Origin of the sequence: Clostridium sp. MCC345 (assembly GCF_018785345.1) — a bacterium.
Classification (GTDB): Bacteria; Bacillota; Clostridia; order Lachnospirales; family Anaerotignaceae; genus Anaerotignum_A; species Anaerotignum_A faecicola.
Genome location: NZ_WQPP01000026.1, coordinates 886 through 26,143, shown reverse-complemented (window position 1 = coordinate 26,143; position 25,258 = coordinate 886). Strand labels below are relative to the sequence as shown.

Below are 25,258 nucleotides of genomic sequence, written 5' to 3'. Positions count from 1 at the left end.
TAGCAAGACCACTTCCGTTGAAAATTACTTCTTCTTCCTTTCCATCTCTTCTTCCACTCCCCTTTGTTGCTGTGGTTGTCCTTTTCCCTGACTGGCTATCTTTTGCTGATGCTTGCGAAGTCGTTTCAATACTGATCTCCGGGGAGCATTTTTATCTTTTTTCTTCGGAGTATTGTTCATCAGTCCATCAATCATGTTGTAGTTGGCTTCTTCTGCCATCTCTGCACTACGAAGATATTCTCCGTTGTCCATGACCTTCTGCCAGTTTGCCAGCTCTGGTTTCTTTTTCTGCTGTCCTTGTGGCTGTTGTGTCTGATTCGGCTGCATTTGTGATTGCACCTGCTGTTGTCTTTGTTGTTCCTGTTCTTTTGCTGCCTGTTGCTGCATAAAGGTCTGAATGTTCCGTCTTGCTTCTTCGTCAAAGCCATTGTAACAGTCATTCATAACTACTGCTCCATCTTCACTGAGAATCACATAGGCGGCTCTTGTCCCATACTCTTCATGTTCCATCAGAAACCATTTCTTCTCGTTCATCAAAATATAATCCTGGGCAAGCCATGTTCCTTTCTTTCCTTCGATTTCATATCCGGTTGTATCAATGGAAAGTCTGGTATCAGAGGAACTTTTGATTGTGAGAAATTCTGGAACGATAATGAATCCATCTTTATTAATATAGTAGGCTGTGGTTTTTCCCTCATCCGTGATTACCAGAACATCGCTACATCCGATGGAATGACCTTTGAAGTTCTTCGGTCGCTGTTTCTGCAGGCGTATTTTTATATCCGCCGGAGTTTCCCCCGGCTGGATTCTTCCAATGTACACCTGCTGATAGTTCTCAATGCTGACGCTCTTTCCTTCGCTTCTCAGCTTTTCATAAGAACGGAAACGAACATCACGATACTCTGGTGTTTCTTTTACCTGATATACTGCACACTGACTTGTTCTCATTCCTCGTCCTCGTCCTCCTCTTCCAATTCCGCTTTATAATCTTCCAAATCCATAAGAAAAATCTCATAGCCTTCATCACTCATGCAGAACAGCTTTCTTATAGTATTGCAGACCAGCCCGATCATATCCGCATCCCCTTTCAGAAATGGAATGATATTGTCGATGGCTTCCATCGTATCATTTCTGTTGCCTTTATCAAACATTGCGGTCACTAAACATTCGTCTGTATCAAAGTTCATTGCCAGATCCATCATAATTCTACCTCCCCCTTCTTACGTGCTTTGGATTTTTCAGTTGCCGTTTCTTTCTGCTCCTGTGCTTTTGCTCTTGCCTGAAACTCTTTCAATGACTGCAGCACGGATTTTTTCAGTTCTCCTTTTCCGCCCTTTGCAGGCTCTTTGTTTTGTTCCCAGTTTGGTTCTACTGATACAGATTCTTTCTTGACTGGTGCTTCTGGAACTTCCTGTTTCACTTCCACAGTCTGTCCTGCTTCCTGCACTTTTCCATGTTTCTCATTCAGATACTTTTCCATATCGTTGATTGCTTTCTGTACCAATGGACTTTCCTTATAATGAGGAATCATATCTATCAGTTCCCTGTCTACTCTGTCCCAACACATCAGTTCGTACTCTCCAGAATAATCTTTATCCCCGTCCTGCAGATCAAAACCAATCCCTTTGCCTCCATGCATTCGTTCTGCCGGAATACTTTCATAAATCTTAATCGCTTCTTCCAGAGTAAGATTATTATGGTATTCTCCCATGACCGGAAACTCCATGCACTCTGCGACATAAAAACTGATCGTAGCTTCTGGCTGTTCCTGTTCTGGCTGTTTGTCAAAGATAGAAAGTCGCTCTGTATCTTCCAAACGGGAAAGTAAAGAACGGGCAGTTATCACATCGCTGTCTATATCGGATTCCTCGGATACCTCAAGCAGCCAGTCCTTGATAGCTTCTGTTTTCTTATTCAAAATATCCTCCGTGAGTTTTTCCACCTGTTCTTCTCTATTTTCAATCGTATCGTTATACTCATAGGTATCAACGTCATAACTAAAATTATCCAGGTCCGAAGCGAGTTTTTTAATCTCCTGCTGATCAAGGTAAGCATCTGCTTCCTTCATATATTCTGCCAGAGTGATTCTTTCTTCTGCGATAGGATTGATGTCCACCTTAATACCTGCCATTGCTATACCATGAACATTTAATTCGTTGAAGAAACTGTCTTCACGGATATTGCCACGGTAAGAAAGCACTACATCAAGGTCAGAATCTTCCCGGTAAAGGTCTTGTCTGCTTCTGGAACCATACACTCTTGCAGCAAGCAGCTCTACCTCCTGTTCCATTCCCATATCTTCTAATACTGCCTGTGCATGATACAGGACACCTCTTTCAACTTCTGTCCTGCTCAGGCTATTTAATGCCAGTTCATTTCTTCCAATCTCAGAAGTCGCACGAAGTTCCCCCTCCTGCAATAAATCCTTAGAGTGCTGGATCGTCATTTCTTCAAATTCTTTATAATCCACTTTGACACACTCCAGGTCATCCATTCTTTCACTTTTAAGGATTTCATAAGCAGCTTCTTGAATGGATGCGTCTGGATTATCATAATCACCACCCTGGATTTCATGCAGATCAGAGTCATAAAAAATAAAAGAATATCCTTCTTCTGTTGCCTGTATGGTCAGATACCCTTTACTCCTGGTAAACTGCATTGCGATTCCTTCATAGGTTTGCATTGCTTCTTCCCTGCGAAATCCTTCAAAAATACTTGCCGGGCAGTTTTTTTCTAATTGTATCCGCTGCATCTGTTCTTCCTGAACTTCTTCCACATCTGCCATCAATTCTTCATAATCCACTACTTTTGCGTCTTCCAATGAGTACCCTTTATCTTCCAAAATATCACTGGCAGCTTCATCTACATAAATTGTCGGATTGTCATAGATTCCTCCATCATCCTCCTGATAATCTTCATTGTAAAATGTATAATCATAGCCATCTTCTGCAGTCTGGATTGTAAAGTATTGTTTTCCAATCTGATATGCAATCTGTACCTCATTCCAGTCCAGCATATTTTCCATTTTATTTACCGCTTCATATATTTCCGGATTCAGCCACCCTCCAATCTGTTCATATGCATGGGTCAGCTGATCTATTCCGTTTTCACATCGGATAAAATCCATGCTTTCCTGCATTGTTTCCGTATTCTGGATACCAAGCACTTTTTCCTGATGATTTGGCAGGCGTAAATATTCCTGCATCGCTTCATCCAGTGATTCATACCGGTTTACTTTTACTACACCCTCTGCATTTACATCTTCCATCACATAAAAATTATCAACGTAATGAATCTCTGGCATTTTCAACTTTATGCCTTCTGGCAGCTGCACCTCACTGACTGCATGGAAATTAAACCGGACATCCGTTCCAGATTCATTTTTTCCTGCCATCGTTTCTTCCCAGGTATCTTTCTGTACTGCCTGTATTTCTTCGATTGTAAGTGTCTGTCCACTCCGCAGGGTTACAACAGAATCTTTCGGGAATTCCATCAAGTCATAAAGTGTTGTTCCATTTTCCTGCAAATATTCTGATACAGCTTCTAACGCTCCTGCATCAAACCCATTCCATAAATCCTCCGCTACAAGCTGTCCATTTTCTGCTACGATAATCCCTGCCACATCGGAGCCAAATTCATCATGTTCCATTAAGAAGAACTTCTCCCCCGCATATTCCTTTTCATCAACCGTATGCCATGTCCCGTTATGTCCTTCTGCTTCATATCCTCTTGTCTCTGCCGTGATTGTCACTTCGTTTTCTCCTATCGCCTGTTCTATCCTCTGCATCCGGATCTCAGCTCTTGCCATGTCGATAAAACCATCTAAAACTGCCGGGTGGCTTTCGATCACATAATCCAGGTTCAGATTTCTACCCCGGCTGACATTTTCCGGGACTTCGATATGCTCCGCCCAGTCTTTGTTCTGTCTGGAAAATCTTCTATCATGGGAAAGTTCACGGATGGTATTTGCCATAACAAAATTCATACGTTCTTCCCCGAAGCGTTCCACGACTTCTTTTGCCGCATCCTGCTTTAAGTGCAGCCCGTCAAAATTCTCCCGGATGGCTTCTTCGATTGCTTTCTTACAGTCCAGGTTTAACTTTCTGGAATTCAGATAAGCATCCACATCCCGTTCTCCCATTGCCTGTTCCAATGTTCCTTTATAAACTGGCGGATATGCCCTGACGGAATTATGTTCCAGCATATTCATTCTCTGCTGGACAAATTCTGGAAGTTCTTGAAATCCAAAAGAATCTACATAATAGGCTGTAATCTCTGCACCCCTGTTTATCACGATCACATCACTTACCGATAAGGAATGACCACGGAAATCTTCCGGTCGGTCAATATTAAAGCGTTCAAATATATTGTCTAACGTGATCGTTGGCATCCACGGTGCTGCATAAACCATCCGGTAATCCTTTCCGTCAATGGTATAGCCCAGACTCTTTGCGGATTCTATTCCCATAAACTGATAAGTATGCTCATCTCCACTATCCATCTGATAAATGGCAAACCTTCTGCTTTCTCCATGCAGAAGAAGTGTCTCATCAATCTTTTCCGCACTGTCCTGTTCCAGTTTTTCCTGTCTGGCGGCAGCTGCTTCTCTTTCTTTATGTACTTCCCATTCTGCTTCCGTAATACCAAAAATACCGTCATGTCCCAGGATTGCATTTTCTGTTTCTGCAAGAATCTGTCCTGCCTGCTCTGGATTGTCTGGATTTCCATGTAAGAGAAAAACTTCCGCACCCTCACGATACAATTCTACTGCCCTGTTTTTTTCAAGAGGATACATGTGTTCCAGTCGGATTCCTGCTTCGTGCATTTCTGTAAAACCGATCATGCCATCTGGGAAATTGTCAATCTGTGCCTGTGTTTCATTCATAAGGCTTCTCGTATTTCACTTCCCGGTCTGCGGATTGCAGTCATCATACGGTTCACCAGTCCAAGCACTTCGTCTTTGTCATCCATCTTATATGCAAAATTCACAATAAGATTTCTCTGGGAATCTGTGAAGTTTCCCGTATTGGCAGCTTCTGCCGTTTCAATCAGACGGTGGGCATACTGCATTGTTGTTTCTTCTTCAATTTCTGGTTCCTTCACTGGAAAGTTCGCCCTTGCTGCCTGGATCACTTCATACACCAGTTTTGAACCGGCTTCATCATAAGATTCTCTCATGTCCCATACCAGGTCATTCAGTCTGTCCACCTGTCCGGGAAAGGTTTCTGCATATTCACTTACAAATGCCTTTTCTTCTTCTGAAAAAATATGTCTCGGAAACTCTGCTTTTTGCACGATCATCTCTGCCTGCTCTTTCGGAGAAAGGTCAGAAAAAGAAGTAACTCCTGTGTCAGCATCATACTCCACATCATAAAAATCAATCGGATAGTTCTCTCCGTGCCCACTGCTGTCATACAGTGGTGTGACGGCAGCACCTTTTTCTTCCAGAAAACTTTCCAGAGGTTTCTCATTCTCCTCTATCTCACCACTTTCCAGAAGGCTGACATATTCTCCCACATTCTGTTCTAACTGTTCCCTGCTCATATTTTCGATCAGATCATAAGTAAACTCGGAACCCATGCTGCCCGAAAGATGCAGGATCAAATCTTCCTTATGGAAGGTATCCCGGATTGGTCTTTCCATTTCCAACTCGTGCATCTGTGCCTCGATATTCTCAATGACTTCTGAAGATGTTTTTCGGATGGTATCCATAGACGCTTTCAACGCCTTCATATCCCTGCTCTCGCACCAGCTGGCGATATAGGTAAACGAATATTCTGAAGTATCCAGACCAAAATGGTTGCAGACTATGTAAGCGATACTTTCTGCTTCCACTTCCTTTGTTGTCCGGTCTTTTAAAATCCCTTCCGCATCCATTACCTCCCGGTCATGCAGCAATGCGTGGCTCACCTCATGGACTCCTGTTTTCATGGTCTGGACATTACTCATATCTTCCTTTATCGCAATATATTTTTCTGTCTGGTGATAATAGCCTTTTGCTTCCCCTTCCACATTCATCATGCGGATCGGTACAGGAGAAATATTCTGCAATGCCTGCATGAACGTATCATAAAACTGTACACTTCCGGTAAGCTCCGGCACCTCCAGTTCTGCGATCGGTTCCCCCTCTGTCTGGCTGACATCAAACACTGTCGTTATGCGGAATCTCGGTATCACCATCTCCACAATCTCTGTTTCCGGCTGTCCATCATCCCCGATCACAGGCTCTTTTGTTACCGGGTCGATCTTTTCAATCTCCTGTTTCTCCCGGATCGGTGCTGGTGCAATGATCTGGATTCCTTTCTCTCCACGTTTTACATGGCGGTTAAACTTCTTCTGCCATGCCTGATACCCTGCCACCAGTGTTGCTTCCGGTTTCTGCATGGTGATCAACAGCGTGTTATTAAAGCTGTAATTATGGAACTTTGACATGGTATTCAGATATTCGGTATATCGCTCCGATGTAAAGATTTCCTTTACTCCCTGCTCCAGCCGTTCCGATATTTCTTTTAACTGTTTTTCTATATTATTTGCCATAAACAAACCCTCCATTTTATGTCCCCGCCAGAGAAAACTCTGACGGGAAATCTTTTATAACTCCTGTTCGTGTTTTTTCTTTGCAGCTTTCTGTACAGGTGGCTGTTCCGCTGTATTCTGCTGTGCCTTCTCCTGCTTTAAACGTTCCAGAATAGATGGCTTATGGATTCTGTCTGCGGTTTCCGGAAGTTCTTTTTCTTCTACGGCATCCCTGCTGTCTGTGCTACTTCCTTCTCTGCCAATATCCTCATCTGCCATAATCGTCTCATTGCCCTTTTCATCCATGTTCAGCAACGCATTTAACTCGGATAACCGTTCCATCTTTTCATTCAGCTCTGCTTCTTTCGGGAATGGTTTCTTTACCTCTTCCTGTGCAGTCGCAAGCTGCTGTTGTACGGTTTCCAATTTCTGCTCACTTTCCGTCAGCCTCCTGTCAATGGAAGAAAGGGTGTTATGGATACGCTGCATATTTCCTACCGGGTCTTTTCCGATCTCCAGCTTATAAGAACATTTCCCTTTGACCGTCAGTTCAAATGCATTGGAGAACATATTGTAGGAAGCAGATAACGTAAACCCATGATATTCCCCGACCTTTCCGCCGGTGCTAACGGTTTTTAGTCCTGCACAGGCAGCGATCAACGCTTCGCCTGCTTCTTTCTTATCTTCATAAAGGACATTCCCTACCGTCATGGCAAATGTGTCATTATCCTGTAAATCCACGCTTTTTACTACCTGCGAATCCACCTGCATCCCGGCAATCCGTTCTTTCAATGCACTGATCTGTACCGGGAAATTCTTTGCAATATCGGATTCCAGACGGTAAATCTGACTGGTATGGTTTGCCTTTAAGAGTTTCAGCTTACTCACCCGCACATCCAGATCCATTTTTTCCTTAATATACGGATTTCCTGTAGCAAGTGCCTTGATCTCTGCATAGGACAGTGCCGTATCATCCACATCTTCACAAGCTCTGACCGGGGATTTACTGGTCATGATCTGACTGATGAACTTCTGCTTATTCTCCAAAATCTGCCACATATACGCATCAAAAGTGTTCTCCGTCACATATCGGAATATCTTTACTTTGTCATTCTGGTTTCCCTGTCTTAAAATACGTCCTTCCTGCTGTTCCAGATCAGACGGCTTCCACGGACAGTCAAGGTGATGGAGGGCAATGAGCCTGTCCTGTACGTTGGTACCAGCACCGAGTTTTGGAGTGGAACCCATAAGGATTCTCACCTGCCCGGCCCGTACCTTTGCAAACAGTTCCGCTTTCTTTGCCTCCGTGTTGTATTCATGGATAAACGCAATCTCTTCTTTCGGGATTCCTCTGGCAGCCAGTTTGTTCCGGACATCATCATATACATTGAAAGTCCCATCCCCTTTTGGAGTAGACAAGTCACAGAAGATCAGCTGAGTTGTCCGGTCTGCTTTTCCCTCGTCCCATACCTGAAAAGCATTTTCCACACAAGTATTCACCTTGCTTTTTTCGGCATCCGGGAGAAGTTCATTTAATAGCCTCTGATCCAATGCACATTTTCTTCCGTCGTTGGTGATCTTGAGCATATTGTCCTCTGTAGGATTCACCATTCCTGCCCTTACTGATTCTGCACGTTCTGAAAATGCTGCTACCATATCCTGCTGTTCTTCACTTGGTTTTAATACTTCATTGATAAACTCTGCTTCCGGTACGGGAAGGTTCAGCATATCCGAAGTCTGAATATCTGCAGCTTCCTTAAAAATGGAGATCAGCTCTGGAAGATTGAAAAAACGGGCAAACCGTGTTTTTGCACGATAGCCCGTTCCTTCCGGTGATAATTCGATTGCGGTTACTGTCTCCCCGAACGTTGCCGCCCAGGAATCAAAGTGTCCCATACCCATACGCATGAGTGTGTCATACTGGAGATAACGCATGATAGTGTAAAGCTCCGTCATACTATTTGACACGGGGGTACCTGTCGCAAAGGTGATTCCCCTGCCGCCGGTCAGTTCATCCATGTACCGGCATTTCATAAACATATCCGAACTTTTCTGTGCATCCGTCTGTGAGATTCCCGCCACATTCCGCATTTTTGTATACAAAAAAAGGTTCTTAAAACTATGGCTTTCATCCACAAACAGCCGGTCTACGCCTAACTGCTCAAAAGTTACTACATCATCCTTTCTGGTCTGGTCATTAAGTTTCTTCATCCTCGTCTGCAGACTCTTTTTTGTTTTTTCCAACTGCTTGATGGTATAATTCTGCCCTGCCTGATGTGCTGCTTCTTCAATGGAAAACGTAATATCTGCAATCTGATCTTCCAGCATGGCAATCTGCCGTTCTTTTGAAAGAGGGATTTTTTCAAACTGCGTATGTCCGATGATCACGGCATCATAATCCCCTGTCGCAATACGGGAACAGAAACGTTTTCGGTTCGCCGGCTCAAAGTCTTTCTTCGTTGCCACCAAGATATTTGCCCCAGGATAAAGTCGTAAGAAATCACTGCCCCACTGCTCGGTCAGATGGTTTGGCACAACATAAAGATTCTTCTGTGAGAGTCCCAGCCGTTTTGATTCCATACCGGCTGCGATCATCTGGAACGTCTTTCCAGCTCCTACGCAATGAGCCAGTAACGTATTATTTCCATACAGCACATGAGCCACTGCGTTTTTCTGATGCGGCATCAGGGTGATCTCCGGATTCATGCCAACAAACTGAATATGGCTTCCATCATATTCCCGTGGACGGATGCTGTTAAATCGTTCATTATAGATCTTACAGAGATCTTCCCGTCGGTGCAGGTCTTTAAATATCCACTCCTTAAATTCCTCTTTGATCAGTTCCTGCTTCTGCTGTGCCAGCATCGTTTCCTTCCGGTTTAATTCCCGGTGTTCTCCATCGGCATCCTGTACCGTGTCATAAATCTTGGTATCCCGGAGGTTTAAGGCATCTTCCAAAAGGCGGTAGGCATTGGCTCTCTGTGTTCCGTATGTGGAAGTAACAAGAGCATTTCCGTAGCTGTCCACATTCTTTCCCATAACATTCCACTGTCCGGTCACTTCGGCATACTGGACTTTGACCTTGCTCCCTATATAATATCTTGGTGTATGGAATGTCTCTGCCATAAACCGTGTAATGTAATCCTCGGAAATCCAGGTTGCCCCAAGTCTTGCCTCAATCTCTGACGCATCCAGATCTTTTGGCTGTACCTGCTCCAAATACTGCACATTCACCTGATATTCCGGGTGATCTTCTGCAAACTGTTTGGCGGTCTGAAGTTTTTCCCTCACATTTCCAGAAAGATATTCGTCTGATGGCTCCCATTTTTCACCGATCGGGTTCTTAAAGATTACCCCTGCCAGTTCTTCGGTAAGCTCCTCTTCTGTTTTCCCGGAAAGCTGTGACATATAGGAAAGGTCAACACCTGCCCTCTCACCAATGGAAACAGCAAGAGCTTCACTGGCAGTATCCACAGAAGTCACCGTTTCTGCCCGGCGGATCGTCCGCTTGCTGAAAATATCCGCTTTCCGTTTCAGTTCTCCCTTATCATCCAGAAATTCCAGAGAAGTCAAAAGACAATAGCTGCTGTCCTGACTAAATGCCCGCTTATTGGCATTGCTGCTGAGAAGACCATATTTTGCTGTAAAGGTATCGTATTCTTCATTGAGTTTTCCCTGCAGCTTTGTGATCTGTTCATCGCTTCCCTCTTCCATCTGGCACTGGATCAGTTCATTCGTAATATCACGAATCTTCACCATCCCTTTGACACGTTCCGCTGTCATTGCCGGAAGCTCCATGCGGTTCATCACAGAGTTTTCCCGGTAATAAACTTCATCATCTACCACAGTAAAACTAAAATTCTTTACCTCCGGGTCTGCCGGGATAAAGACAACATCCTCCTCCAGCTCTGTATCCGAAAGTTCCAGTTCCTTGATCGTGCCATGGATATTCCTAATCGCTTCTTTTAACTGTTCTTCTAAGGTAATGCCTTCTTTTGGTTTTACGGTCACTTCCTGCTTTCCGTACTGGGTACTTTCTGTAGTAAAATCACCAAGCACCATTTCCGGATGCTCTGCAAAATAAGCATTAACCGAATAGCCTTCCGGTATTTCCTTTAGATTTAACCATTCCGGTTCCTCAATGGATGCCCTGTCCCTTTTCTGGAAAAACAAAATATCAGAAACAACACTGGTATTGGCATTTCTCTGAAACGCATTATTCGGTAATCGGATAGCTCCAAGCAGTTCTGCCCGGTTTGCGATATACTGTCTCACTGCCGGATTCTGCTTATCCAGCGTTCCACTGGAAGTTACCACAGCAACTACGCCGCCCGGACGGATCAGATCAAGGGATTTTGCAATAAAATAATCATGGATCATAAAATGATGCCGGTCATATCTTCGGTCACTGACCTGATACGCTCCAAACGGAACATTGCCTATCACACAGTCGAAAAAGCTGTCCGGATAACTGGTTTCCTCAAATCCCTGCACGACAATCTTATTTTTCTGGTAAAGCTGTTTTGCAATCCTTCCCGAAACCGGGTCGAGTTCTACACCGTACATATTGGCTTTGCTCATACTCTCAGGGATTAGTCCCATAAAGTTACCGACACCACAGGACGGTTCCAAAATATTTCCCTGTTTCAGTCCCATATTTTCCAGTGCTTCATACATACTTCGGATCACGGTTGGGGACGTATAAAAAGCATTTAAGGTCGATGCCCTTGCTGCACTGTATTCTTCTGGTGATAAGGTATTCTTTAACTCCAGATACTCATTCGCCCAGCTGCTGTTATTTTCCTCAAATGCCTGTGGGATACCACCCCAGCCAACATAACGGGATAAGATTTCCTGTTCTTCGGGTGTTGCCAGACGTTCTTCTTTCTCCAAAGTCTGTAACAAATGGATGGCTTCCATATTTGCCTTATACTTTGCCTTCGGACCGCCTGCCCCAAGGTCATTATCCTGAATCCGAAAATTATGCGGTTCTGTTACAATCTTTTCTACTTCCGGTTTTAAATATGGCTGGAATTCTCCCTCATATCCAAACAGTTCATTTTCTCCGGGAATATAATTGCGTCCGGTTTCCAGACACCGGAACACATCGGCAGTCGGTGCATTGCTGACTGCATAAAAATCATCATACGAATACTTTGGGAAATCTTCTGTATGGTAGGTTGATAAATGCAGTTCTGTATTGGAACGGGTCTGTGCAACCAGATCTTTTCCTTCTATTCCTTCCGGCAATACCCCTACTGCTTCAAAATGATACCCCTGATACTCAAAAACACCTTCATCCCAGGACTCCACCAATTCTTCTGCTGTTTTAGCTGTTACCTCTTCTTCTGGTTCTTTCTGTTCCTGTCCCTCAGAAGTTTCTATTATTTCCTGCTCCTGACTCTCTGAAATAGATTCTTCAGCAGTAACCTCTTCCTCTTCTATTTCCTCTACATCTGACATATCTACTACGGTCGGTTCTGTCACTGCCTTCGTATCTAAGAAATCAAACATGGTCATCTGGCGCCCGGATGGTTCCACAAAAGACGGTTCTACTTCCGGTGTCGGGAAAATCGTATAGGTTCCTTCTGCATACTGGTGAAGTTCTGAAAGAAGTTCTGTTTTCTGCTGGTAGTTTGTCCCATATGCCTCAAAATCTAATGGCAGAACTGCCAATGCTGCATCCATCTTCTGTAACAGTTCTTCTGTCTGCTCTGGATTCTCTAAAACTGCCACCATTTCTTTCCCTGGTTTTTCCCAGAAGAAATCATCCGTAAATGGTCTGTCCATCTCTTCCGGAAGACGGTCATAAAAGCGGAGTACCTTGTTCGCCATCTGTTCCCGTTCATATTCCGGCATACGAGCATAATCTTCTGCCTGCAGGAACTGGTCATTCTTGATCAGATAAGCTACTCTGTTTGCAACTTTATTCCAGGATAATAAAATTGACGTATATGGATTCCCATAAGCACCTCTTGCAAGAAACAATCCTTTTCCATCATAGTTTGCATGTGAATCATCGGCACCAGACAGTGCATGACTGCTTCCACCAATCCCATACTGTTCCTTGATAAAACCTGTCCTCGCTCTTTCATCCTCATGCAGCAGATAAAAGGAATACGTCCTGAGCCTGCCCTGTGAATACGCTCCACCTCCTGCAAGATAAGCATCAATCTCATCCTGTGTAATGAACATCGGATGTTCTTTCCAGGCAAACCCATCCCTTGCCTGATAAGGGATGATCTCATCCGCAAACTTCTGAAACTGCTTTGAGATATTTACAGGATTATAATGATGGAAACGCATAATGGAATGATTTTCCTCATAGGCTTCTGCCAGTGCATCCAGTCTTTCATTTAGTTCCGAAAGCCACTGGGAATCTTCCAATTTTTCTTCCAGATAATCCGTGATTTCCGGATAGATACTGTGAAGATGTGGCAGATCTGCTTCATCAAAGACAATCTCTGCCACCCCTTCTGCCATATCCCCTTTCATATAAGCAAGTGCCTGTGCGTGTTCCTTCAATGCGTTGTCCCTTGCCGCATCCAATACCGACTGCGGGGCATATTCTCCCTGATTTAAAAGCTGATGGATACGTCCGCTGACATCTTCCCATGATAAAAATGCCTTATCTAAAATCTGGTCTGTGACCGTATGCCCCACTGCGATCTGCATCCCGGTTTCATCAAACCAGACTGAATATTCCTTTCCATCAATCTGAAAGCCTTTTCCACCTTTACGGTATTCACGCTTTACAAACTCCGTATATTCCTCCGGTGTCTGTTCGCTCATGAAATTATAGATGATCCGGAGCTGGCTTGCTTTCCGGTTTCCTCCTGTCCGTAAGATCTCATCAACAACTTCCTCTGGAATCGGGATTTCTCCTGCATAAAGGGCAGCTGCCCTTTCCTCGATGTTCCGCCTTTGTTCATCTGCAGTTGGATATTCAGGCAAAGATAAAGCAGAGGCGATCTCTTCCTCTGCTTTACTAAATCCATCTTCTCTTGTATCTTCGACTAACTGTATACCAATTCCGTCAAGATGCTCTCTTCCGCTGTTGCCATCAGTGCGTTCATGTGTGCTGTCCATGCCATCGGATCTGCTTCCTTGTCCGGTGCCGGATTCTTCTCCAGTAATTTCTCCATCTGGCTGTCCATTCTCTCCTGTGCTGCTTTCTCGATCTGTTCCAGATGGCTGTTCAGCTTCCCGGTCAGGAACAGGCTCTGATAAAGGCTGTTCCTGTGTTCCTTCAGAAATGTCCTCCGCAGCATCCCGTATTTCCCGATCGTCACTTCTTCCTCTTCGACGGTCAGATTCGGAAACAGGTAATCTCCCTTGCGATGATATGTCAGTTCCATAATCGGTTCCTCCTTCATTTTCAATATTTTCTTGTTTTTTCGTTTCTGCATCCCGGTTTTTAGTTTCGTGCATTAACGTGGTAAAGTTATTATAATTCCTTTCATTGGAATTTTCAACCTCTTTTCTCGCTTCTTCCAGAGAAATTTTATGTACGGTCTTTCCAATATCAATCAGAATACTCTCACTGAGCTGGCTTGCCGTATTTCCAAGAAAGGTGAGAACTGACAGACGGTTATAATCTGTGATATGCATGAAGTCCTCTTCTTCCAGAAGTTCCATCGGATCAAGCCCGCATCGCCTGGAAAGCAGATAGTAAACACTGTCTGTTGCCAGCTGACGGAAATCACTGCGAATCGTCACCTCGTCCAGATCTTCCAGATAAGTACCTTCTACAGCATATTCCAATCCGTCCAGGTATTCCTCCAGATTATCACTGACCATTTCCCTTGCGACTGCCATCAATGCATCCTGCAAAGTTGCTGTATCCTTTTCTTCCAGAGCATAGACCTCTGCCAGATGGGTGAGGATCTCTTCTCTCTGGTGTTCCTGCATCTGCCAAAGATACGGGCTTCTGCCCCCGGCTACCATGTGGGTATCCGAAATATCAAACACATAACGGAGTCTGGTATGCTGTCCTGTTTCATCAAGCAGGGCGATTCCCCTTGCACCACGGTTCACCCATCGGAACATCTTTTCATTCCATAATTCCAGTGATGCACAGGCCGTTGCTTCCGGATGCTGTGCATGGATCAGAAGCTGGTCTGAAAAAGAATAACGATATAACCTTGATGCTGTGTCCATATAATCCATCCAGTCTCTGGGGGAACCGCTCACTGATACAGCATGTTCCTGTGCCAGATCCCGGATGTCCTGTAATTTAGACATATCGCTTTACCTCCTTGTCTTATTTCTTTTTCTTCTTTGGGAATTCCAGATGGAATCTCGGCTTGCCATCCTCCAGTGTGAGTAACAGATCTGCATCAAATTTCATATCTTTCTTTTTAGAATACAGACCATTTACATGGGTACAAGCCTTATCAAGAAGTTCTCTTGCCATCTTTTTATCCAGATTTTTCGCCATGCTTCCTAAGAAACGGTTTTCTTTCCAAAGAACAAAATCACACTGACGGCTTGAACAGTAAAAATTCTGTTTCCCCTCAAAAACATCACAACCACAGACCGGACATTTGCCGATCACTTCCCTCGCAGTCTGGAATCTTCTGCGTTCCTCTTCCGGTATCTCCCTGCATACCTCTAAAATCTTACGGACAAGAGAAGTAATCTCTCCCATGAACTGAGTATCTGTAATCTGTCCCTTTTCCATCATCAACAGCCGGTTCTCCCATTCCGCAGTCATTACTGCTGATTTCAGATACTCTGGCATGACCTTTACCAATTCCTTTCCCTCGGTACTTGGTAATATCTGCTTACCCTTTCTCTGTGCATAACCGGAAGAAACCAATTTTTCAATGATACTTGCCCTTGTTGCCGGAGTCCCCAGCCCTTTCTTTTCTGTTTCAGAATCAAACTCCTTATTACCGGCTGTTTCCATTGCAGCGAGGAGCGTATCTTCATTGAATGGTTTCGGCGGAGAGGTATAATGTGTGGTTTTATCCGCTTTTACTGGAAAAAGCCTCATTCCTTCTTCATACCCAGCAGGAATCGAAGTCTCTTTTTCCTTTCCCTCCACTGGTTCCGCTTTGACATACAGATGTTTAAATGCCTTTTCTACTTCCTTAAATCCCATCTGTACTGGAATCTTCCCTCTGGCTTTAAAATCATGTTCCTGGCACTTTACCGTAATATCTGTCTGCTCATACAGATATTCTTCTCCGGTTGCCTGTACCAGCTGCTGACAGATCAGCATCATCAGATTCTTTTTATCTGCTGGTAAATCAGCAATTCCTTTCTCCACGGCTTCTTTCGTCGGAAGAATCGCATGGTGATCAGATACCTTTGCATTGTTGATTACCCTTTTTATGCCATGCCCCAACTGTCCATAATCTACAAATGGAAGTAATACTGGCATTTTTCCTACCAGTTCCTCTACCGAATCTTTCATATCCTCCGTTACAAACTGGCTGTCTGTTCTTGGATAAGTAACCAGCTTTTCTTCATATAATTCCTGTAACATATCCAGTGTGCGTTTCGCTGTATATCCAAAGTAACGGTTGGCTTCTCTCTGCAGACTTGTCAGATCATAAAGTCTTGGCGGAAATGCTTTTTTATCTTCCTTCTTCATCTGTGTGACCACAGCGGTCGAACCATTACATAACGCTGCCAGCAGATCCGCAGCTTCTTCATTTGCAATGTTCTCGGAAACTACTGTAAGTTTTCCATCTGTCAGTGCTACCTTATAAAACGCTTCTTTTTGGAAATGCTCGATCCTCTCCTGCCGTTCTGCAAGCATGGCAAGGGTTGGGGTCTGTACCCTGCCCACAACCAATCGTTTAAAATATCTCGTGGTGTATGCTCTGGTTCCATTCATTCCGATCAGCCAGTCAGCCTGTGCCCTGCACACCGCAGCCATACAGAGATTCTTGTATTCTTCCTCACTTTTCATTGTCTGGAAGCCTTTCTGAATGGCGGCATCTTCCATCGAGCTGATCCACAGACGTTTCACTGGTTTCCTGCATCCGGCAAGGTCATATACTCTCTGAAAAATCAGTTCTCCTTCTCTTCCTGCATCACAGCCATTTACCAGATATTCCACATCGCTTCGGTTCATCAGACCTTTTAAGACATCAAACTGCTTCTTTTTATCCTTGGAAACTTTCAGCTTCCATACCTCTGGAAGGATTGGCAGATCATCAAACTGCCATTTTTCATATTTCGGGTCATATTTCTCTGGCTGTGCATACTCTGCCAGATGTCCTAAACACCAGCTGACGATACCGCTTTCTCCCTCCAGATAACCGTCTTCTCGCCTATAAGCGGACAGATTTTTCGCATAACTTTGTGCTACACTTGGCTTCTCTGCGATCACTAAAAATTTAGACATAATCCTTTCCTTTCTACCAAAAAAGGCAGCCAAGATTTCTGGCTGCCCCTGTCCTTATTACTGTTTCCATCTCTTAAAAACGCTTATTCTTCTTTTTCATCGTCCTCTTCATTTACATAAGGACCGTCTGAAAATTCAAGCTGTTCACTTACATAATCTTCGTCCTTACTGCGTCCATGTTTCTTATAGACTGCGATTCCTGCAAAGCCTAAGATTGCTACAACTACGATAGCTGCAAGACCTTTCACATTCATTCCGCTTTTCTCTTCTTTCTTCACTTCGGTTTCCTCCTCTGCTGCTGGTGTAGTCTCCGGTGTGGTTTCCGGGATCACTACGGTTGATTCTTCAGTTTCCTTGTCTTTTTCTGTTTCATCCAGAAATTCTGCCAGATCGTTCTCATCGACCAGAGACATCATATACACGTTCTCTGTATTACTGGAACGGTCAATGACCATGTAAAAAGTATTCCCCTTTTTCGTCTGGATAGTAAGGAACTGTTTTGTATCATCATTTTCCTTATCATCTACAAGCTGGGCATTTCCCGGTGTAGAAAAAGCAGAATTATTACTTTCTCCGGTAACTCTTCCCGTATCCTCTGCTTTCTCCGTATCTTTACTCTTTTCTGTTGTTGTCTCTTCCACCACCGCTGTCGTTGTCTCTTCTGCCGGTGGATTTGCATTTGCATAAACAGTAGCAAGGGATGTTCCCGAAATCATTGTTACCGCCATAGCAATCATCAGAAGTTTCTTTACCACTTTATTCCTCATCGTCTAAAACCTCTCTTTCTGCCACCTGCCCCACAGGTGGTCTGTTATCGCTTTCTTTTTGGGGTGTCTCCTTGGTATCTTCCACTGTGATACCGCCGTCCTCATTCATCTGAATCATAACGGTTCCTTTCTGAATCCCGTCAAGCAGTACCAGCAGCTCCCGGCTGTCCAGTTTCATAGAACGAAATGATTTGATAATCTCCATATCTTCCATCTGTTGTTTTAAAGTATTCTGCCGTTTCAAATGTTCCTGAAGCTCTGCAATCTTATCCTCTGTTTTCTGAATATCATCCAGAATCTTTTTCAATTTCATGTTCATCTGCCTGTCACCTCCTCTAATGCAGACGACCAAATGCCATAAAGTGTTCCTGCCAGTAGGCACTTGCGATACTTGTATATTGCACCGGCTTACCACAATGAATCATCATGTTATTGCCGACATAGATTCCAACATGACTCGCTCCACTTGTGTTATAGGTTCCCTGGAAGAAGATCAAGTCTCCCGGTTTTGCTTCCGATGGAGATACCTGCGAACAGTGAGAACGAAGTCCATCGGCAGTACATCTTCCAATATTCCATCCATTTCCACAATTATTGATAACCCAGCTTACAAATCCGGAACAATCAAATCCACTTGGGGAATAACCACCCCAGACATAAGGAACTCCCAGATATTTCTCTGCTTCCCGGATCATCTTTGCAAACTGTGGATCAGATAAAGCATCTGTCGGTATGGTATAACCAAATCCACCACTTCCGGTGGGTATGCTGTTTAAGTCAAACAGGTAATCACGATTTCCATAATATTTGTTATACGCATCGTATCTTTCCTGTTCTTCTTCCGTCATGCGGCTTCTCAATACGGTATCCAGATTGCGATTTGTCATCGTCACATCCAGACGGTTTACTTCCTTCGTTGTCGTAACCTGCACTTCCTGGCTTCCATTGCTGTCTGCTATGTATGCCTCCCATGTCTGGTGCCCGTGTGCGGAAGCTGCTGCATGGTTATCATAATAAACATCAAACTGAACACCATATCTTGCAAAAGCTCCGGTATCTTCTACTACATATTCCACACCATTCATAATGACATGGGTTCCCATCGGTACAAAAGGATTTGATGCATCTACTGCGATCGTATGATTGGCTGTCGGCATCGCACCGCTGGCTGTCGGTCCTCCACTCCACTGCCCACAGCAGATGGAGCAGTTACAATACCCACTGGTGACAACCTGTCCCAGTGATTCTCCTACCCGGACTGTCTTTGTTTCGGTAACTGTCTCCCTGGTAGAATCTGTCGTAATACCATACTGCTGACGGAAAATGGACTCTATCTCCTCTGCCACTTCATCATAAGTAAAACCACCGTATTTTACTGTCAGATAAGAGATCAGCTGATATGGATTATGGCCAATCTCATCAATCTGGTACCGGTATTCATCGTAATCCGGATGCGTGGATTCCATCTGATTGATCTGCGTATTTAAGGCTTCTTCTAATGCCCGGTATGCATTTTCAGCGGCATAAATGTCCTCATCTGTACTGGAATAACTGGTGGAAATAATGGCAGACGAAGCTCCCTGCAGGGATGCACTGCAGCTGGTAAAACTTGCTGCAATCAAGACAAAGATCAATCCAAAGATAGCAACTGTAGCAAAAATCCCACGGTTTTGTGCCGCAATCATTTTGACCGCATCTTTCGCCTTTTCTGTAAATTTCTGTGCTGAAGTAATCATGGCATCCTTTGCCTTTTTACTCTGCTTTGCTGCCTGATACTGTTTCTGATAGCGTTTCTTCTGGAACAGTTTTTGCAATGCAGATTTTCTTTTCTGCTCCGCTTCCTTCTTCACCATATTTTTTGCTTCATTTCCATAAACAGATTCAAACATCAGCCTGCTTTTTTCTGCTTCATCAAGAACGCTTTCTTTCAGTCTTTTTGACTGTTCCCTCCTTTGCTTTAAGCGTTCCCTTGTATAAATGGATTTTCTTGCAAGGCTCTCTCCTGCAAGCTCTGCCCGGTGTGCCCCTTCTACCGCAGCATTATCCTCTTCTGCCTCATGGGTTTTCCAATGAGCCGCCGTAGCCGCAGCATCTTTCACGGCAGATGCAGAACTTCGGATACCGATACCGGCTCCATGTACCATGCCATCACTTTCATCGCCAAACGATAATCTGGAACTCTTTTTCCGCTGTTCTTTCAGCACATGTTCCCGCTTCGATTTGCCTTTGATCTCCTCCGAAAATCCATCCAGAGACTCTTCTGCCACTTCTGAAGTTTCCCTGTACCGGGCAGCTTCTCTCTTTGCCGTCTTGCTTTCTTCGGAAGCCTCCTTTTCCTTCCGTCTTTCTTTTGACGCATAATCTCTGACCATCTTTTTCTTACGGAGATCCCGGCTGTCTGCAACCGTTTCCAGATAAGCCCGTTCTCCCCTTGGCTGTCCACGGATGCTCTCACTGCGAAATGCGGATTTCGTTGCAGCTGTGCTTTCATCGGCTACTTGTTCCCCATCCAGTTTTCCATCTATATCTTGTTCTGACTCCTCATCCAGTACAGATTCTCTACTATATATGGTTTTTTGGGAACTTTGCTCCGGATGTTCTGTTTCCCTTTTTTCATTGATATGCTCACGCCTTCTCTTACTGAAATCCAGTTCATCCTTTTTTTCACTACGGGAAACCTCTGTATCCATGTCCCGTCCAGTGATCCTTTTTTCTTCTTTATTCCGAAGATTCTCTTCTCTAAGACCATCACGGCTCATCTTCTGGACGGTTTTATCTCTCGCCTTATACTCATGCTCCTGCAAATCTCACCATCCCCTTTGCCTTTATCCCGGCAGAAAAATTGCCGGAAACAATTTCCCGGCTCATCCCCTGCTTTTGTTCTATTTTGTTTTTTATATTTTTTTAATCGTCTCTTTCTCCGATACCAAGTTTTTTACGCTTCTCTACCTCATCCGGCTTAGAAGTCATCAACGCATACAGCATCAGAGAATTATCAAATTTATCCTTAAACGGGATAATGGTACTGCCATAAAAGACCAGTCCCTCACCTTCTCCACTGTTGGTAACATAAGAAAGCTGATGTGGTGAAATGTTCAGCTGCTTTGCAAGAATCTGCCTGTCACCGGATGCCTGGTTTAACATCAGGATAAAGTCAGAATTTTCAAAGATATTTTCTATCTCACGGCTGGCAAGCAGGTCTTTTACATTCTGTGTGATACCCGTCGGAATACCGCCCCATTTACGGAATCGCTTCCAGATCTCCACGCTGTACGAAGCTGTCTGCTCTTCTTTTAAAAGCAGATGAAATTCATCAATGTAATATCTGGTACTCTTATTCGCTGAACGGTTAATCGTTACCCTGTTCCATACCTGATCCTGTACGATCAGCATACCAAGTTTTTTCAGCTGTTTTCCTAAGTCTTTGATGTCGAAACATACCATGCGGTTATTCAGTTCCACGTTGGTTCTGTGGTTGAATACTTTCAGAGAACCGTTAACGTAGATTTCCAATGCAGTCGCAAGACGCTGTGCCTCCTGCTCCTTCTGCTCACGGAGAAGATTATATAAATCCTCTAAGATCGGCATCTTTTCCGGTACTGGGTCAGAAAGAAAGTCCTGATACACCAGACGTACACAACGGTCAATAACTGTTTTTTCTACCGGCTCCAATCCATTCTTCCCACCAACTACCAGCTCACAAAGAGACAGGATAAAGTCAGACTTTAAGGAAAGTGGGTCATCATCATCTGCGTAATCCAGATTGATGTCCATCGGATTGATATAATCATGGCTGGTCGGTGAAATGCGGATAACCTGTCCATGAAATGCCCGGAACAACGGATAATACTCTCCTTCTGGATCGCACACGATAATGTCATCTTTTGTCACGATAAATGCGTTGGTGATCTCACGCTTTGCCGCAAATGACTTACCGGCACCCGGTGTACCCAAAATCAAACCATTCGGGTTTTTCAGTTTCTTTCTGTCTGCCATGATCAGATTATTGGACAGGGCATTTAAACCATAGTAAATGGATTCCCCGCCCATAAACAATTCCTGTGTGGTAAATGGAACAAAGATTGCCGTAGATGTTGTGGTAAGTGCCCTTTTGATCGGCACAAGATTCATAGCAAGCGGCAGGCAGCTCATAAGCCCCTGCTCCTGCTGATAATCCAGACGCTTCAATGCACAGTTATATTTCTGTGCAATACCGGCAGTCTGGAATACGACATTTTCAAGCTCCTGCTTTGTCTCTGCCGTATTTAAAAACAGTGCCGTTACAAGGAACATCCTCTCATTCCTGGACTGTAAATCTTCCAGAAGTCTCTTGGCTTCTCCACCATATGTATTTAAGTCTGATGGGATAATGTCCATGTCATATCCGGCACGAACTGCCTTTTTCTGCTCCTCAATCTTCATCCGGTTAATATCGGTCACCTTGCTCTTTACCAGCTTGATCGCTTTCATCTGGTCAATGGACTGGATATGGAAATTCACCATAAGGTTACTGTCCATCTCCAAAAACTCTGCCAGCATCTTGTCCGTAAGCTCTGGTGCAAGAATCTGAAGATAAGAAACGGCTCCTATCGTTCCACCCATCTGAAAGTCTTTTCCATTCTTAAATACGAAGCTGGTCGGTGCGATATAATCCTTTGTGCTAAGACCTGTCCGAAGTACCTCATCATAAGAAAAATGGAAAGGGACTTTACTATCCTGATTGAATGTCTCGTACATGATCTGCAGCCTTTCGGCTCCATTCAACGGATACGCTGTTACACCAAGGATCTTGAAGTTATTCATAATATCCGACTCGATACGTTCCAGCTTCGGTCGTGCTTCCCGGATATTCTCTGCTTCAATACCAAACGTAATATACTTGGTACGCATCAGACCATTATTTCCTTTCGCCAGCTGATTATTAAGCATCTGTGCAAACTCCATACGCAGATCATCAAACTCATCCTCCTGCGGATTGATATGGATAACCTTTTCATACTCCGCCATGTTGCTGTGCTGATTGATAAAGGAAAGCTGAAAATGAATCGTGCTGTCAAAATAATTTAAGAAGTCACACCAGTTTTCAAAGATCGCATTTTTATCCTCATTCTGAGCTAACTGGTAGTTGATGTCATAAAAACGGATGGTCTTGGAATAAAATTTATCCTGCACCCTGCAGATACCATCTCTCCCCATCTCATGATAAGGAATGGACTGCTGTGCTGTAATCCGTTTATCTTTGGCAGCATTTGCCACTTTCTTTTCTGTGGTACTACCTTTTCCTCCCGAAACCTTCTTCCCTTCTGTCTGCTGTCTCGGCGGTGCTGTAGCTGAACTGCTCTTTTTCTTCTTTGCACTTTTCTTTGCTTCACGCATTGCCTGTTTCTCTGCTTTTGCCGCAAGCTTCGCTTCTTTTTTCGCATTTTTCTTATCTGCTTTTTCATGCTCTTTATGAAGTTTCGCTTCATATTTCTGTGCCCTTTTCAAAGCCTTCTTTTCCCTGCGGGTCAGCTTTCTGTTTGGTCGGCGTACCCCTCTCTGTCTTTCCAATGCTTCATAGCCTGTTACCATTGGCTCACTGTGCAGTCTGCCGCTTACCGGCTTACTGCTGTCCGCCGGTTCTGAAATATCTTCTCCACCATCCTCTTCATCCAGCCAGTAATCATTTGGATAACGTTCTTCTTCCAATCTCTGCGGTGGCTGTCTATCGTTTTTTCTTTTTAACACTCTTCTGTCCTCCCTTCTTTTTTCTGACCATGATAAATTTCTTCTCATACAGATTTTCCATCTGATACTTCCGTACCGGAGGACGGATAAATTTCACGGTGATCATATTTTTCAAAACCTTTTCTAACGGAAGTCCATCCTTTTCATACATGGCAAATAAAAATGCCGGAAGCATCAAAAGGCACATCCCTGTCGCTGCATTACTGGAACCGATGATCCCTCTGGTAAGGAAATAAAATGGTACTCCCACTGCCGCCGCAATCCCAAAACAGATCAGCTGCCGTTTGGTCAGGTTGAAGATGATCTTATTTTTGACCTTGGTTAAGTCTTTAGGTACTGATACAAATGCCATTGCCAATTCCCCCTTTCTTAGTGAGCGTTGAAGATACTACGGGCAAAGTTTCCTGTTTTCATCAAACTGAAACAAAGGATCACCGTGTATGCCATCACGCCGAACAATGCAGAATGTATGTTATCGGACATCTGGATATTCGCTACTAAGACTGCGTAAATTCCTACGCAGACCATCATAAAGAATCCCTGAAATGCCAGTGCAAACAATCCACGAAGATAGTTGTTTCCAATCTGCCCCCATTCCCGGTTAGACATGGTTGCAAATGGAATAGCTCCAACGGACGAATAGAGATAGATTTCAATCATACGCCCATACAAAATCACTGTAATAAAGACTGAGATAACCTTCATACACAGGCTCACAAGCATCGTTTCCAGTGCCAGTATGACAAGTTCACCGATTTCCATAGATTCCATTGCCGTTTCCATCGTGGTAATCATCGTATCTATATTGATCGCTGTATCGGAACTGATGACACCAGCGGCCCGGCTCACTACTGACTGCCCGACATCAAATACCGCCATGGTAATCGTAAATGTATGGCTGACGATCCAGACTGCCACCCACATCTTGAAAAAATATTTAAAGAACATCCATGTATCAATGTCATGCATATTGTTCTTCTCTGTTAACATGGAAATCAGCTCATAACAAAGCACAAAGGTAATAATCATACCGGCAATCGGTACAATGACCGAATCGGAAAGATTTTGTATCATGCTGAAAATGTTCCCATTCCAGCCCTGCGGTGTCTGCCCAACCTGAGCAGCAATCTGACCGGTCTTTTCATTGACATCGGTATACATTGTTGTCAGGTTGGAACTTACCATGCCTGTCAGAAGATTCCTCATCCATTCTTCAATCGCTTCAAATATCCGATCCATGAGTCATCTCCCTCCTAAGTTTCTCAGCTAAACAAACCGGAAAGTAACGGTACAAGCTGGGTGCCGATCAAAACAACACCGCCTCCCGCCATCAGCTGTTTTATCCCCAATTAGGTGTAAAACTCTGCTCGATGGCGGGCGGCGGCGTACAAAAAATCTATATGGTATTTTTTAAGAGAACCGTCCCGGCGGGACAGGTCAGGCAGTGACCTGTTCCACCTCCGGGATGGGTTTGAGATTAAAATGAATTTCGATAGAAATGTGTCTTGTTTTATTTTCGTCAATGCGCTCATGCACGACGATTTCTTTGATTAAGCGGTTGAGGGTGGCTGCGTCCAGCTCTGTGATGTTGGCGTATTCCTGAATGGCTTCCACCCATTGTTTTGCGTCATTGGCAAGCTGGACTTCATCGGACAGCCGCTTTCTGCCCTCGGACACTTTTGTTTTAAGCTCCGTCTGCTCGGTCTGTGTCTTTTCCAGCATGGTGTTGAAATTCTGCTCACTGATACGCCCTGCAATCATATCCTCATAAAGCCGCATGACCATTTTGTCCAGAACCTCAATCCGTTCCTCGTCCCTTGTAAGGGAGCGTTCCATTGCTTCCCGCTGTTCCCGCTGCTCGGCTTCACAGGTATTGGTCAGGCGGTCA

Annotated in this window: 13 protein-coding genes and 1 pseudogene; all 14 read right to left on the bottom strand. The window is 44.2% G+C overall.

Annotated elements, in window-relative coordinates:
• Positions 1-24: 24 nt before the first annotated feature.
• Entirely contained in the window at positions 25-948 is a 924-nt protein-coding gene (locus GPK49_RS06505) for a YodL domain-containing protein (protein ID WP_209290167.1), read from the bottom strand.
• A complete protein-coding gene (locus GPK49_RS06500) occupies positions 945-1,202 on the bottom strand; it encodes a transposon-transfer assisting family protein (protein WP_209290168.1) in 258 nt (85 codons plus the stop codon). The genes GPK49_RS06505 and GPK49_RS06500 overlap by 4 nt, the downstream gene beginning before the upstream one ends.
• Entirely contained in the window at positions 1,199-4,885 is a 3,687-nt protein-coding gene (locus GPK49_RS06495) for an LPD16 domain-containing protein (RefSeq protein WP_444876944.1), read from the bottom strand. The genes GPK49_RS06500 and GPK49_RS06495 overlap by 4 nt, the downstream gene beginning before the upstream one ends.
• Positions 4,882-6,537, bottom strand: a complete 1,656-nt coding sequence (locus tag GPK49_RS13160; RefSeq protein ID WP_444876943.1) for an ArdC family protein — start codon at positions 6,535-6,537, stop codon at positions 4,882-4,884. Before GPK49_RS13160 ends, GPK49_RS06495 begins: the two co-directional genes overlap by 4 nt.
• A 54-nt stretch (positions 6,538-6,591) precedes the next feature.
• On the bottom strand, positions 6,592-14,760 hold the full coding sequence (locus GPK49_RS13155) for a DEAD/DEAH box helicase family protein (protein ID WP_215677071.1): 8,169 nt from the start codon (positions 14,758-14,760) through the stop codon (positions 6,592-6,594).
• A gap of 19 nt (positions 14,761-14,779) precedes the next feature.
• Positions 14,780-16,876 carry a DNA topoisomerase 3 gene (locus GPK49_RS06485; protein ID WP_209290171.1) on the bottom strand — a complete coding sequence of 699 codons (2,097 nt, stop codon included), beginning with the start codon at positions 16,874-16,876 and terminating at the stop codon, positions 14,780-14,782.
• An 83-nt stretch (positions 16,877-16,959) separates the two neighbouring features.
• A complete protein-coding gene (locus GPK49_RS06480; protein ID WP_118486040.1) occupies positions 16,960-17,643 on the bottom strand; it encodes a CD1107 family mobile element protein in 684 nt (227 codons plus the stop codon).
• The gene (locus tag GPK49_RS06475; RefSeq protein WP_055056585.1) at positions 17,633-17,962 is read right to left on the bottom strand and encodes a DUF4315 family protein; all 330 of its coding nucleotides are present in this window, start codon (positions 17,960-17,962) and stop codon (positions 17,633-17,635) included. The genes GPK49_RS06480 and GPK49_RS06475 overlap by 11 nt, the downstream gene beginning before the upstream one ends.
• A gap of 16 nt (positions 17,963-17,978) precedes the next feature.
• On the bottom strand, positions 17,979-20,447 hold the full coding sequence (locus GPK49_RS06470) for a CD1108 family mobile element protein (RefSeq protein WP_215677070.1): 2,469 nt from the start codon (positions 20,445-20,447) through the stop codon (positions 17,979-17,981).
• Positions 20,448-20,547: 100 nt separating this feature from the next.
• Positions 20,548-23,019, bottom strand: coding sequence for a VirB4-like conjugal transfer ATPase, CD1110 family (locus GPK49_RS06465; protein WP_330380303.1), 2,472 nt, complete (start codon positions 23,017-23,019; stop codon positions 20,548-20,550).
• Positions 23,020-23,347: 328 nt separating this feature from the next.
• The gene (locus tag GPK49_RS06460; RefSeq protein WP_055052947.1) at positions 23,348-23,722 is read right to left on the bottom strand and encodes a PrgI family protein; all 375 of its coding nucleotides are present in this window, start codon (positions 23,720-23,722) and stop codon (positions 23,348-23,350) included.
• 17 nt (positions 23,723-23,739) lie between these two features.
• Entirely contained in the window at positions 23,740-24,609 is an 870-nt protein-coding gene (locus tag GPK49_RS06455) for a VirB6/TrbL-like conjugal transfer protein, CD1112 family (RefSeq protein WP_055056582.1), read from the bottom strand.
• Between the two features lie 23 nt (positions 24,610-24,632).
• Positions 24,633-24,716: pseudogene (locus GPK49_RS06450) on the bottom strand (Maff2 family mobile element protein); the annotation flags it as partial.
• Between the two features lie 91 nt (positions 24,717-24,807).
• Positions 24,808-25,258, bottom strand: a 451-nt coding sequence (locus GPK49_RS12925; RefSeq protein ID WP_318283861.1) for a DUF4368 domain-containing protein, incomplete at its 5' end; no start/stop codon positions are given.